General features: G+C 66.5%; 12 protein-coding genes. 6 read left to right on the top strand and 6 right to left on the bottom strand.

The window, feature by feature from the left end; all coding sequences use genetic code 11:
- The 3 genes from ABZ677_RS26805 to ABZ677_RS26795 all read left to right on the top strand — a co-directional run.
- Nucleotides 1–417, top strand: a 417-nt coding sequence (locus ABZ677_RS26805; RefSeq protein ID WP_358374894.1) for an MBL fold metallo-hydrolase, incomplete at its 5' end; no start/stop codon positions are given.
- A gap of 112 nt (nt 418–529) precedes the next feature.
- Nucleotides 530–1,240 carry a DUF5642 family protein gene (locus ABZ677_RS26800; RefSeq protein ID WP_358374891.1) on the top strand — a complete coding sequence of 237 codons (711 nt, stop codon included), beginning with the start codon at nt 530–532 and terminating at the stop codon, nt 1,238–1,240.
- A gap of 151 nt (nt 1,241–1,391) precedes the next feature.
- Nucleotides 1,392–2,507: a DUF4192 domain-containing protein gene (locus tag ABZ677_RS26795; protein WP_358374888.1), complete on the top strand. Its 1,116-nt coding sequence runs from the start codon at nt 1,392–1,394 to the stop codon at nt 2,505–2,507.
- Between the two features lie 40 nt (nt 2,508–2,547).
- On the opposite strand, the gene galE is transcribed toward ABZ677_RS26795, so the two are convergent.
- Together galE and ABZ677_RS26785 are read right to left on the bottom strand one after the other, a co-directional pair.
- Nucleotides 2,548–3,528: a UDP-glucose 4-epimerase GalE gene (galE, locus tag ABZ677_RS26790; protein WP_358374885.1), complete on the bottom strand. Its 981-nt coding sequence runs from the start codon at nt 3,526–3,528 to the stop codon at nt 2,548–2,550.
- 46 nt (nt 3,529–3,574) lie between these two features.
- Nucleotides 3,575–4,261, bottom strand: coding sequence for a metal-dependent transcriptional regulator (locus ABZ677_RS26785; RefSeq protein WP_037189481.1), 687 nt, complete (start codon nt 4,259–4,261; stop codon nt 3,575–3,577).
- A 185-nt stretch (nt 4,262–4,446) separates the two neighbouring features.
- On the opposite strand from ABZ677_RS26785, the gene ABZ677_RS26780 reads away from it, so the two are divergent.
- Complete coding sequence (locus tag ABZ677_RS26780) at nt 4,447–5,715, top strand: acetoin utilization protein AcuC (protein WP_052047503.1); 1,269 nt, start codon at nt 4,447–4,449, stop codon at nt 5,713–5,715.
- 64 nt (nt 5,716–5,779) lie between these two features.
- Nucleotides 5,780–8,437, top strand: coding sequence for a bifunctional GNAT family N-acetyltransferase/acetate--CoA ligase family protein (locus ABZ677_RS26775; RefSeq protein WP_094634565.1), 2,658 nt, complete (start codon nt 5,780–5,782; stop codon nt 8,435–8,437).
- A gap of 134 nt (nt 8,438–8,571) precedes the next feature.
- Here ABZ677_RS26775 and ABZ677_RS26770 read toward each other — a convergent pair whose 3' ends face one another.
- The 3 genes from ABZ677_RS26770 to ABZ677_RS26760 form a co-directional block, all read right to left on the bottom strand.
- A complete protein-coding gene (locus ABZ677_RS26770; protein WP_032377730.1) occupies nt 8,572–9,543 on the bottom strand; it encodes a sigma-70 family RNA polymerase sigma factor in 972 nt (323 codons plus the stop codon).
- 178 nt (nt 9,544–9,721) lie between these two features.
- Complete coding sequence (locus ABZ677_RS26765) at nt 9,722–11,215, bottom strand: class I SAM-dependent methyltransferase (protein WP_358374881.1); 1,494 nt, start codon at nt 11,213–11,215, stop codon at nt 9,722–9,724.
- Nucleotides 11,216–11,248: 33 nt separating this feature from the next.
- Entirely contained in the window at nt 11,249–11,617 is a 369-nt protein-coding gene (locus ABZ677_RS26760; RefSeq protein WP_032397916.1) for a DUF3099 domain-containing protein, read from the bottom strand.
- A 93-nt stretch (nt 11,618–11,710) separates the two neighbouring features.
- Here ABZ677_RS26760 and ABZ677_RS26755 point away from each other — a divergent pair, with 93 nt between their 5' ends.
- Nucleotides 11,711–11,947, top strand: a complete 237-nt coding sequence (locus ABZ677_RS26755) for a DUF3039 domain-containing protein (protein WP_037189478.1) — start codon at nt 11,711–11,713, stop codon at nt 11,945–11,947.
- On the opposite strand, the gene ABZ677_RS26750 is transcribed toward ABZ677_RS26755, so the two are convergent.
- The gene (locus ABZ677_RS26750) at nt 11,920–13,032 is read right to left on the bottom strand and encodes a YihY/virulence factor BrkB family protein (protein WP_358374876.1); all 1,113 of its coding nucleotides are present in this window, start codon (nt 13,030–13,032) and stop codon (nt 11,920–11,922) included. The two genes, ABZ677_RS26755 and ABZ677_RS26750, sit on opposite strands and share 28 nt — an antisense overlap.
- Nucleotides 13,033–13,218: the final 186 nt, after the last annotated feature.

Genomic DNA, 13,218 nt, shown 5'->3' with positions numbered 1-13,218 from the left:
ACCGTCGCCCCCGAACTCTCCGACACCCTCGACGCGCCGATCCTGCTGCACCCCGCCGACGACATGCTGTGGCAGCAGACGCACCCGGGCGTCGGGCACTCGACGCTCGAGGACGGTCAGCGCATCACCGTTGCAGGAACCGACATCCTGGCGCTGCACACGCCCGGGCACTCACCGGGATCGACGTGCCTGTACCTGCCGGAAGCGGGGGAGTTGTTCAGCGGCGACACCCTTTTCTCCGGCGGCCCGGGAGCCACCGGACGGTCGTACTCGGATTTCCCGACCATCATCGGGTCCATCCGCGACCGGCTCTTCGCCCTTCCCGTCGACACCCGAGTCAACACCGGCCACGGTGACGGGACCCGCATCGGTGACGAAGCACCGCACCTCGAGGAGTGGATCGCCCGCGGCAGCTGAATTCACGACACCGCGGCGGGTCGCCTGCCGCGTTCGAGGTGGTCGGAATGAGACAGTGGTGGGACGCCGGAGCGTGTGCTGCGGCGTCCCACCGACCCGAAGAGGACGTCTTGTGAGCCCCGCCGCACGCAGAACCCGCCTGTCCATCGCCGCGACCTCGGCAGCGATCGCAGCTCTCGTGCTGGTCGGCTGCAGTTCCACGGTCACCGGCACTCCCGAGCCAAGCACGGGTACCCCCACTTCGCCGTCGCAGTCCGGCGTGGATCTGAACACGTTGCTGATCGACCCGTCCAGCTTCCCGGCCCCGTACGACGCCCTGGTGCTGCCCCAGCAGGCGATCTCGCAGGCCGCACCCGATCTCAGCGGAATACCTGCCGGTGCCGAGGTCAGCCCGGCGGGCTGCAAACCCGCCGACCAGGATTTCGGCCCGACGGGCACGGCCATGATCGTCGGCACCGACAACGACAGTCGGTCGACCATCTCGATCGAATTGACCGCAGTGGACGAACCGCTCTCGGCGCGCAAGGAGCAGCTCGAACAGTGCGGCGAGGTCACCGCAACCAAGTCCGGCGCGACCTCGACGGTGACCTCCACTCTGACGCCTGCACCGCCCATCGATGCGGACGACACCTTGGCCGTCCGGCAGACCGTTGCATCGGGGGCCGGCGGCGACGCCGTCACGCAGTCGATGCTGACGTTGATGGCCCAGATCGACGGAGTGCGCGTGTCGGCCACGTTCATGTCGTTCGGCTCGGGCATGCCCGATGCGATGACCCTCGACGAGCTGTTCACCGCGGCAGTCCAGAAGGTCGGCCAGAGCTGACGCGGCTCTAGCAGACGGCACCGACGCGAATCGGTCGTCCACAGCTCCGGCGACACGATCGATCCACAGCACGGCGGTTCTCCACAGGGCAGTACGAAAGCCCAGGTCGAGACGCGATCGGTCGTCGGAACCCCGGCCAGGATTCTTCGGTATGTACACACCGACGAATTCTCACGACAACTTCGACTCGCGCCATCGCGTGCGCCTCGGCCACGCGAGCGACCTGATGGCAGCCGTACCGGCCATGCTCGGGTTCCACCCGCATCGATCGATGGTGCTCATCGCGGTCAAGGACGGCGGTGCCAGCGTGGGACCCACGATGCGTCACGACCTCGTCCTGGCAGGCGAACACGTCGATCGGCGCGCCGGCGGTCACACCCGCGCGACCCCGGAGATGCTCGACGTCATCGGCTACCTGGCCGGGTACTGCGCTACGGAGAACATCCCCGCGGTCATGGCGGTGTTCGTCGACGACAGGCTCGATCGAACCGTCAGAACGCCGCATCTGCTCGACGTGGAAGCGTTGGTGATCGAACTCGACGCCACACTCGCATCGTTCGGAGTGCAGCTCAGCGAGGCCCTCGCGGCATCGGAGATCGCCGATGCCGCCGACTGGTGGTCGTTGCGCGGACCGCAGCGGCACGGCCTGATATCGGATCCGTCGGCGTCGCCGATGACCGTCGCCCGCGTGCTCGACGGCTACTCCGTCCGACGGTCCAGGTGCGAGCTGGCCGAGACCGTAGCGCCGGGCCCCGACGCGACCGTGCGGGCCGTTGCCGCCGAGATCTCGCGACTACGACGGGACGGCGGCCGGTCTCGTGGCTACGAGCTGACGTCGGTGCTGTCGTACGTCGCGCGGGGACCGTACGACACCGAATTGGACCCGACCGACATCGCTCGGATCGCGCTCGCGATCGGCCACGTCCAGGTGCGTGACGCACTGCTGGCTCTGACCCTCGGCGACGACGCGGGATTCGTCGAAGAGTTCTGGGCGACGATGTCCCGCGTCCTGCCGAAGTGCGAACGCGCCATCGCCGCAACACTTCTGGCCTTCAGTGCCTACGTGCGCGGAGATGGGCCGATGGCCCGTATCGCGATCGATGCGGCACTGGAAGCCGACGAGACCTACTCGTTGGCGCGACTGCTGGACAGATCGCTCAGCGCAGGCGCAGGTCCCGAACTCGTTCGCGAGGTGGCCGAGAGCGGCTTCGCATGTGCACGTGCCTGCGGAGTTCGGCTGCCCGGCGACCCGTTCGGTCGACGGTGACGGCCCGTTCGCAGCAATGATGATCGGCCGCAGACGTGGGTCAGCGCGCTGCGTGCGACCGATCGCCGAGGTGCTGGAGGAATGCCCACGCGTCGGCCACGATCCGATCGAGATCGGTCAGCTCCGGCGACCACTTCAGTTCCTCCATTGCTCGCGCGCTGGAGGCGATCAGGACGGCCGGATCCCCGGCGCGACGGGGTGCGTGTTCGACGGCGATGGGCAGGCCGGTGACGCGCTCGCAGGACGAAATGACCTCGTGGACGGAGAATCCGGTGCCGCTCCCGAGGTTGTAGATGGTGTGCTCGCCCGGTTGTGCCGCGTCGACGGCGAGGATGTGCGCCTCGGCGAGGTCGGCGACGTGGATGTAGTCGCGCACAGCCGTACCGTCCGGAGTGTGCCAGTCGGTACCGAACACCGAGATCTTCTCGCGCTGTCCGAGAGCGACCTGAAGCACGAGCGGAATCAGGTGGGTCTCGACGACGCGATTCTCGCCGAAACCGTTGTAGGCACCGGCGACGTTGAAGTACCGGAGGCTGGTGGCGGCAAGGCCGTAGGCGGCGGCGTACGACGTGATCGCATGATCGATCGCGAGTTTGGTGGCGCCGTAGGGATTGGTGGGGCGGGTGGGCGCGTCCTCGGTGATGGGAGTCTTCTCCGGCTCGCCGTACGTGGCGGCGGTCGAGGAGAACACCAGCTTCGCGGTGCCGGATGCTCGGATGGCATCGAGCAACGCCAGCGAGGTGACGACGTTTCCGCTCCAGTACTTGTCGGGCGAGACCACCGACTCGCCCACGAGAGATTGCGCGGCGAAGTGCAGGACGGCGTCGAAGCCGCCGCCGATCAGCACGTCCGCGGCTACGTCCTTGATGTCACCTTCGACGAAGGTGGCACCACCGGGCACGGCGTCCCGGTTACCGGTGGACAGGTTGTCCACGACGACGACCTCGTGACCACGCTCGACGAGCACGGCCGCGCAGACGCTGCCGACGTATCCCGCACCACCGGTAACCAGAAGCTTCACTGTTCGTTCTCCCTCACACGCGTCCAACGCCGTCGTCGGTGTGAGGTCAGACCTTCTTCACCTGGACGGCGTGCGCCATTTCTTCGGATATGTCGACACCGCTGTGTCCTGGCACCGTGATCGTGACCGATCCGGGCTTGGCCTCGACTGTAACCCGAGCATCGGGGACCACGCCCGCTTCGCGAAGCTGCGCGATGACCTCGGGGTCGGACTGAACGTGCTCGGCGAGGCGTCGCACGACCACCGCAGTCGGCTGGCCCACAGGCACATCGGTGAGGCGGATGAGAGCCTCCGGTGCCAGAGTCGACCGGCCGAGACCGAGTTCCTCGAGACCGGGGATCGGGTTGCCGTACGGCGAGGTGGTCGGGTTGTTCAGCACGGTGACCAGACGCCGCTCGACCTCTTCGCTCATCACGTGTTCCCAGCGGCATGCTTCGGCGTGCACGTCTTCCCAACGCAGACCGATGATGTCCACGAGCAGACGCTCGGCCAAGCGGTGCTTGCGCATGACCGCAACCGCCAGGCTTCGGCCCTTCTCTGTCAGCTCCAGGTGTCGGTCGCCCGCGACGGACAACAGCCCGTCGCGCTCCATCCGAGCAACGGTCTGGCTGACGGTGGGACCACTTTGTTCCAGTCGTTCGGCGATTCGCGCGCGGAGCGGAATCACGCCCTCTTCTTCCAAATCGTAGATCGTCCGGAGGTACATCTCCGTGGTGTCGACCAGATCCTTCACACTCAACCCCTTCGTCGGGTTCGATCCTACCGTCAGCGCCCCGAAATAGGCGCTGCACCCAGACGCAGCGGGCGCGGCGCACCACAACGGTGGACGTCGTTTCCCATGGCTTCTCACAAGGGGACTCTCGGGACAACACCGGAACCCGGCAACACCATCCCGCCCGACAACGTAGTTTTGTCCCTATGTCTGATCAGGCGACACGCGCCGCCGCGTCCATCCCGAACCGCCCCGAGGACATCGTCGTGTGGAGCGCGGACTACCTCGGCTACCGGTGGAGCGACGACCACCCGATGAACCCGACTCGACTCGATCTGACGATGGCGCTCGCCACCGACATCGGCCTGCTCGAGGGCATCGAATTGGTCGAGCCTGCCGCTGCACCGGATTCCGAGCTTCTCCGGTTTCACACCAGCGCCTACATCGAGGCAGTCAAACAGGCACCGTCCCAGGGCCCGGCCCTGCGCGATCCCGACGCCGTCGTCCACGGACTCGGTTCCGACGACAACCCGGTGTTTCCGCAGATGCACGAGGCGAGCGCCATGCTCGCCGGTGGCTCGCTGGCCGCCGCTCGCGAAATCGCGTCGGGTCGTGCCCGACGGGCAGTGAGCATCGGTGGCGGCATGCACCACGCGATGGCCGACTGGGCTTCGGGCTTCTGCGTCTACAACGACGCCGCGATCGCCATCTCGTGGTTGCTGGACAACGGGTTCGACCGCATCGCCTACATCGACGTCGACGCTCACCACGGTGACGGCGTTCAAGCGGCCTTTCTCGGTGACCCGAGAGTGCTCACCGTCTCGTTGCACCAACATCCGGCAACGCTGTGGCCGAACACCGGATGGTCGACCGAGGTGGGAACCGAACGCGGTGAGGGAACCTCCATCAACGTTCCGCTGCTTCCCGGCACCGCAGATCGATTGTGGTTGCGCGCGTTCCACGCGATCGTGCCCGGCGCGATCGGCGCGTTCAGGCCGCAGATCATCGTCAGCCAATGCGGTGTCGACAGCCACCGCGAAGATCCTCTCGCGGATCTGGCGCTGACCGTCGACGGTCAGAACGCTGCGTTCCTGGCCATGCGTGATCTGGCGGACCAACATTCCGAAGGTCGGTGGTTGGCCGTCGGCGGTGGCGGGTACGGCTTGGTGCGCGTCGTTCCACGGTCATGGACGCACCTCATCGCTGCCGCTCTCGGTCGCGACATCGACCCGATGTCGGCGCTGCCGGACACGTGGCGCGAGCGAGTAAGGACCATGGCGCCGAGTGTCGACCTGCCGCAGACCATGGGTGACGGGGGAGACGTCGACTATCCCGCCTGGGACGGACCCGGAGGATCTCTCGCCGGGACCGACGGCACCGACAGGGCGCTGGAACGCGTCGACTCGGCGATCATCGCCACCCGTCGAGCAGTGTTTCCACTGCTCGGACTCGATCCGGAGGACCCGCGTGACTGATCCGACCGACAGCCCCTCGGCCGAAGAGCCGGCCGTCGCGGCGTCGGACCCGACCGACAAGGACCTGGCCCGAGAGCGAGCCGAGACATCCTTTCCGCGGCACTGGGTTGCCGACGTCCTGACCTCCGACGGCGGTGTGGTGCACCTACGCCCCATCGTCCCGTCGGACTCCGAGCGCATCGTCGCGTTCCACGGCAGGCTGTCCGAGCGCACGAGATACCTGCGATATTTCGGTCCCTACCCCACGATGCCCCAGCGCGACGTGCTCAATTTCACCACGGTCGACCACCACGACCGGGTGGCGTTCGTTGCGGTGCTCGGTGACGACATCATCGCGGTCGGCCGATACGAACGACTGCCTGAGGGGGACGGCAACTCCGCCGAGGTGGCCTTCGTCGTCGCCGACGCGCACCAGGGCCGCGGTCTGGGGCCGATCCTGCTCGAACACCTTGCGGGAGCGGCCGCCGAGAACGGGGTGAACATGTTCGTCGCCGAGGTGCTCGCCGAGAACCGGAACATGGTCACCGTCTTCCGTGAAGCGGGGTATCAGGTCAGCAGGTCCTTCGAGGGTGGTGTGCTGCGACTGGAGTTCGCCATCGACCCGAGCGAAGCTCTGCTGTCGGTACGCAATTCGCGTGAGCGTGCCGCCGAGGCCCGCAGTGTGCGCAACGTGCTCAGCCCACGATCGGTGGCCGTGATCGGTGCATCGACGGACAGCTCGAAGGTGGGCAACGCGGTTCTCGCGAATTTGCTGGCCGGCAACTTCACCGGCCCGGTCTATCCCGTCAACGCCGACCATCGTTCCGTCCGCGGGGTCCGCGCCTACGCCACGGTGCACGACATCCCGGATCCGGTCGATCTGGCGATCGCCGCGGTACCGGCCGATGCGATCGACGCGGTACTCGACGACTGCCTCGACAAGGGCGTCAAAGCGCTGCTGGTGGTGTCGGGTGGGTTCGGCGAGACCGGACCCGCGGGGCAGGAGAGCGAGCGCAGGCTGGTGCTCGCCGCGCGGGCACACGGTATGCGGCTGATCGGGCCCAACGCGCTCGGTGTGGCGAACACCGATCCCGAGTTCGGCCTGAACGCCACGCTGGCTCCGCATCTGCCCACTCCGGGCAACGTCGGGTTCTTCTGTCAGTCCGGTGCCCTCGGCATCGCCATTCTGGACGAGGCCGCCAACCGTAGGCTCGGGCTGTCGACGTTCGTCTCGGCCGGTAACCGCGCCGACGTGTCCGGAAACGACCTACTGCAGTACTGGGATTCGGACCCGGCCACCGAGGTCATTCTGCTGTACCTCGAGAGCTTCGGTAATCCCAGGAAGTTCACCAGGATCGCCCGACGGGTGGCGCGCACCAAGCCCATCATCGCGGTCAAGAGCGGCCGTGGGGCCGTGCCGCCCGCACACGCGATCGGTGCCGACATCGACGACTCGATCGTGCGCGCACTGTTCGCGCAGGCCGGGGTCATCCAGGTCGACACCATCTCCGAACTGTTCGACTGCGCCGTCCTGTTCGGAAATCAGCCTCTTCCGGTCGGCCCGAGGGTTGCCGTGGTGGGAAATTCGACGGCTCTGGGTGTGCTGGCAGTGGACGCGGCGCGAGCCAAGGGCCTGCATGCGAGCAATCCGACCGATGTCGGCCCGCAGGCGGGACCCGAGGAATTCGCCGCAGCCGTGTCGTCGGCGCTGGCCGCGTCCGACATCGACGCCGTCATCGTCGTGTTCGTGCCACCGGTCGCGGTCGAGGTCGAACCGTTCGCGGCCGCGCTCGGCAACGCCGTCCGAGGATCCGACAAGCCCGTACTGTCGACGTTCCTCGCTACCGAGGGCATTCCGGACGTCCTGGCGGTCCGCGGACCGGGGGGACATCCCGTCCGTGGTTCGGTGCCGTCGTACTCGAGTCCGGAGCGTGCCGTTGCGGCACTCGCCGCGGCGTGGCGTTACTCGTCGTGGCGTTCGCGGCCGGTGTCGAATCTCGTCCGTCCCAAGAGCATCGACTCCGACCGCGCCAAGCAGTTGGTCGAGGGATGGCGTTCGACAGGCAGTCACGGACGGTGGCTGTCGGACTTCGAGACCGCAGAATTGCTGGGCTGCTACGGCCTCGACGTGGTGGCCTTCCGGACCGTGACCGACGAGGACGAGGCCGTCGCCGCAGCAGACGAACTGGGCTATCCGGTGGCGGTGAAGGCGACCGGCGAACGGTGGCGGCACCGGCCGGATCTCGGCGGAGTACGCCTGGACATGGCCGACGCGTCCGCGGTGCGGGTGGCGTATCGGAATCTGGCGGCGGACTCGGGCGAGCCGCTACTGCACGTACAACGCATGGCGGTCAAGGGAATCGGCTGCGTCGTACGCGTGCAGGACGATCCGTCGTTCGGATCGCTCATCTCGTTCGGTCTGGCCGGGGTGATCTCGGACTTGTTGGGCGATCGTGCCTACCGGGTGCTGCCGCTGACCGAGGACGAGGCCGCGCAGCTGATCGACGCGCCGAAGGCGGCTCCGCTGCTGTCCGGGTATCGCAACGCGGTGCCCGTCAACAAGAATGCCCTGATCGACCTGGTTCAGCGGATTTCCGCACTGGCAGAAGACATTGCGGACATTCGCGAGATCTCGTGCGAGCCGGTTCTGGCGTCCGCCCACGGAGCACAGATCACCGATGCGCGGGTGCGCATCGGGCCCGAACCGACCAAGGCCGACCTGGGTCCACGGCGCTTGCGCTGAGCCCGCATCGGACCGGATGCAGAAATGCGGCAGCCGAGTCGACGTCCCGAGGGGGAGAGAACGTCGGCTCGGCTACCGCGTGAGGTGGCGCGAACAGGGATGGTCACTGCTGCTCCACCGGTCGGTGGCTGTACTCAGCTGGCGTAGGACCGCAGCTTCTCGGCGCGGTCGCCCTGCCGAAGCTTGACCATCACCTCGCGCTCGATCTGACGAACACGCTCGCGGGAGAGCCCGAAGAGCTTGCCGATCTGATCGAGGGTGCGGGGCTGTCCGTCGTCCAAGCCGTAGCGGAGACGGATGACCTGCTGCTCCCGCTCGTCGAGAGTGCCGAGGACGACGCGGACGTCGCTGTGCAGCAGACCGGCGATGACGGCATTCTCGGCGGACGTCGCCTCGGAATCCTCGATGAAGTCTCCGAGAGGAGCTTCCTCGTCGCTGCCCACCGGCATGTCCAGGCTGACCGGGTCGCGGCTGTGGTCGAGCAGATCGGCGATCTTCTCCACCGCGATACCCGATTCGCTCGACAGCTCCTCGTCCGTGGCCTCGCGGCCGAGTTGCTGATGCAACTCACGCTTGATCCGAGCCAGCTTGTTGACCTGTTCGACCAGGTGGACGGGCAGCCGGATCGTGCGGCTCTGATCTGCCATACCGCGGGTGATGGCCTGACGAATCCACCACGTCGCGTAGGTCGAGAACTTGAAGCCCTTGGCGTAGTCGAACTTCTCCATCGCGCGGATGAGCCCGAGGTTGCCCTCCTGGATCAGATCGAGCAGGGGCATCCCGCGACCGGTGTAGCGCTTGGCGAGAGAGACGACCAGGCGAAGGTTCGCTTCGAGCAGGTGGCTGCGCGCCGCACTGCCGTCGCGAACGATGATGGCGAGATTGCGCTTCTTGACCGCACTCAGCCGCTTCGTGTTCTCGAGAACCTGCTTCGCGTAGAGACCAGCCTCGATTCTCTTGGCCAGATCGACCTCTTCGGCAGCCGTCAGCAACGCGGTGCGGCCGATGCCGTTGAGGTACACGCGAACGAGATCGGCTGCTGGGCTCTGGGCGTCCAGATCGGCATCGGTGGGCCGTGGACGAATCGTGGTGCTGGGGCTGGTCATGACTTGCCTCCTGGTCGGTGGTGTCTCACAGGGTTCAACGCTCGGGAGACTCCGATAAGTTCCCACGCCGATCCTGGAGATACCCGCGTGACCAGCGATTACGTCATGTTCGTCCTGAGAAGTTGCTGAGAAGTGAAGCCGCCGGGAACGGTCGCTCTCGTGGGGCGCTGTCGGGGACTCATCGGGCCGGCAGAACCAAGCCGTGCCGGACGAGACCCTGCATCATCGTCACCGCATGCATTGCCAGTTCCTCGGCGTCCTCGTCGTGCGCTGCAGCGAGCAACTCCACCAGTTCACCGACCGGCAGGCCATCGGGTCGGAGCCCGGCGAGCAGAGCCGCACCGAGTTCGTCGACGTCGTGCTGCCACTGCGGGCCGTTCCCGCGATGAACTCGTACCGCCACCGGAGCCCAGCCCTCGTCGCCGGGTAGGTAGACGCGTTCGAGTGCGGTGTTCGGGTCGAGAGTGAGCACCGAGTCGAGGATGTCGTGCTCCCGCAGCCAGTCGAGCCGCTCGAAGTACCCGATCGATTCGTTGCCCAGGGGGTCGGAGAAGCCGTGTGTGAGCTCCTCGGCGAGAAGATCGGTCGGCGCATCCGTTCTGCGGAGATAGACGAACCCGAAGCCGATTCCCTCCACGTCTGCGGCGGCGAAGTGGTCGAGCCAGGACTGTGCCACCGCGGCCGCGTCGGGATCGCGGGGATCGAGTCCGCCGTCGCGCATCCATGTGCCCACGTAGAGAGCGGGATCGGCCACGTCACGCTCGACGACCCAGGCGTCGATTCCGTGCGCGGGAAGCCACGACGCCACCCGCGCGCGCCAGTCCTCACCGCGGACGTGCACCCACGACGCCAGGATGGCAGCGGTGCCGCCGAGCGTCAGGTGGTCCGGGGCCCCGCCGATCATCAGAGCGCTCGCTCCGTCGAGATCGAGCCCGGAATCGCGGTAGGAGTGCAACACTTCGGCGCGGCCGACGACGAACGGCGGGTTCGCGACGATGCGATCGAATCGACGCCCGGCAACCGGCTCGAACCACGAACCGTGCAGCAACTCGACGTCGAGGCCGTTGAGCGCCATCGTCGCCGCCGCGAGGTCCATCGATCGCGGATTGATGTCGGTAGCGGTCACCTGCGCCGCGTAGCCGCAGGCGTGGACGGCCTGGACACCGCAGCCGGTACCGACGTCGAGAACGCTGGTCACCGGGGACGTGGGTGTTCCGCGCAACAGCGACAACGAGGCCTGTCCGACGCCGAGCACATGGTCGGGAGCAGTCTCGGCGGCGCGCATGCTGCCGTCCGGATCCGAGACGATCCACCGGGTTCCGTGCCCGGCGTCGAGCGGTCGAATGTCGAGCAGCGTCCGTACTGTCGATTCCGACCGGGTGAGAATCCCGGCTGCGACGGCGTCGGCCACCGACAGGGGCGCGATGGCGTCGGCGACATCGGATTCGGGGCAGTCGTCGACGAGGAGGAACAGGCGTACCAGTACGCCCAGGGCACCCCCGTCCCTACTGGCGTTGCGTACCGGCACCGGCTCGCTGCGACCAAGGGCAGCGTGGGCGTCGTCGCCGAGCAGTGTCAGTACACCGTCGGCGTCGTACCCCGCCCGCTCGAAGACTTTACGAAGAGCGGAGCAGGCGACGACGAGCGGGGACGTGGAATCGGGTGCAGTCACGACGCAAGTGTCGCATCGGCGACATCTACGGGGTCAGTCGTCGCCCGGTTCGATCACCCGGTGGTTGCTCGATTCCAGCTGTGGCCTGTCCACGGTTCGGTAGTCGTATCGGCTCATCTCGTCCTTGGTACGGGGCGGCCGATCGTTGGCGATCAGCACCGCCATCCACGGCAGTGGGATGGACGCTCCGACTATCGCCATGGAGATCCACGGATTCATCCACATTCCGTACGCGATGGCAGCCAACACCAACGCCGGGATGCGGAACGACATGATGAACATGTATTTGCGGACGCGAGCTTTGTGCTGCTCCTCGACCGACTGTTGCGCCTCGGTGATCAGGACGGGCCCATCCGGCGAGTCGCTGTACGCGCTTCCGTCGAACCCTGGGGTTCTCGTCATACCTCCACTGTGGCACTACTGCTCACAGAATGCATACGACGAGCTGTGGAACCGGTTACCCCTCGCTGTGGATGTTCGGATTAATCTGTGTTCATGAGCACTCAGACGAAGGACCGTCCCGAAATTGCACCGGACGAAACCACCGAGGACGACCGGCCGAAGTTCTTCCACTACGTGAAGAAGAACAAGATCGCCGAGAGCGCGGTGATGGGTACGCACGTCGTCGCACTGTGCGGCGAGGTGTTTCCGGTCACCAAGTCCGCAAAGCCCGGATCACCGGTGTGCCCGGACTGCAAGAAGGTCTACGAGGGCCTGAAGAAAGGCGACTGACCGCCGTCTCCCTGGTGTCGGTCGGAGGTCGGTTCCGGGTGATCCGAACGGGCTCGGTCGCCGGCCAGTTTGATCGGCCCCGTGGCGAGCCGCCGGGCAACAGCGGTCACCGGCCCCGACGGCTTGTCGTCGGTGGCGGCCTGCGCCGCGATCCACTCCCGCATCTGGTCCAGTCGTGTGGCCCGAGCGGGCGAGAACTCCTGGATCGTCGCGTTGAACTCGGCACCGAGAACGATGGCGAAGCCGAGAAAGAACGTGAACAGCAGAAACGCGATCGGCGTCGCCAGCGCGCCGTAGGTGTACCCGGTGCTCGTCACCCAACCGAGGTACCGGCGCAGCACCGCGCTCGCGATCATGAAAAACACCCCGGCCAGCAGGGCTCCACCGAGCAGGCGATGCCACGGCAGCGAGGTGTGCAAGGCCACCTTGTACAACGTGGTCAAACCGACGATCAGCAACAGCCCGACGGCCGGGTAGTAGAAGAAGTCGACGACTTCGCTGCCGACGGTGATCCACGAATCCGGCAGAATCTGCTGGACGTACACCGGGCCGAGGGCGACGAGCGGAAGCACGAATACGGCGATCACCAGGAAACCCACGTAGAGAAGCAGCGCGAAGAACCTCTGCCAGACGGGATGTCGAGCGTCGGCCTGCCCGTGCGCTTCGACGATGGAGTCGACGAACGTCGAGATCGCAGACGACCCGGCCCACAGCGAGAGCAGAAAGCCCACGGACACGATCTCGCCGCTGCCCTGCGCGAGTACGTCCTTGACCGTCGGCGCGATGATCTGGTCCACGACGCTGCCGCTGAAGAGGGTGTTGCTGAAGGTGATGATCTTGGACTCGATGATCTCGACGGTGTTGGGACCGAACCAACCGCCGACGAGTCCCAGACTGCCCAGCACACCGAGCAGCAGTGGTGGCAGCGACAGCGTCTGCCAGAACGCGGCGGTTGCTGCCTTGCTGAAGATCGAGTCGTCCCACGCTTTGCTCAGAGTGCGCAGAGTCACTTTCCACACCGCGTGTAGCGGCCTTCTCGCCGACAACCGTTCCGGTGGTGGAGTTCCGCCTGCAGACTCGCTCATGGTTCCTCCAGCATTCCTGACGAAAGGCGACTTCGCCTAACAGCCGACTCGCCGTGTCGCATCCGACTCACCCCAGCGATGCGGGATCGGTCGGTGCGGAGCGATAGGCTCCTCCGCGGACACTGCAGGGCTACCGAGAGCGCGAGGAATTTACATCGATGCCAGGAACCGGCGGCCAGTGAGCGC

Origin of the sequence: Rhodococcus sp. NPDC006774 (assembly GCF_040636045.1) — a bacterium.
GTDB lineage: Bacteria > Actinomycetota > Actinomycetes > Mycobacteriales > Mycobacteriaceae > Rhodococcoides.
Note: the sequence above shows the minus strand (reverse complement) of the source record. Positions and strands in the feature narration are given on the sequence as shown.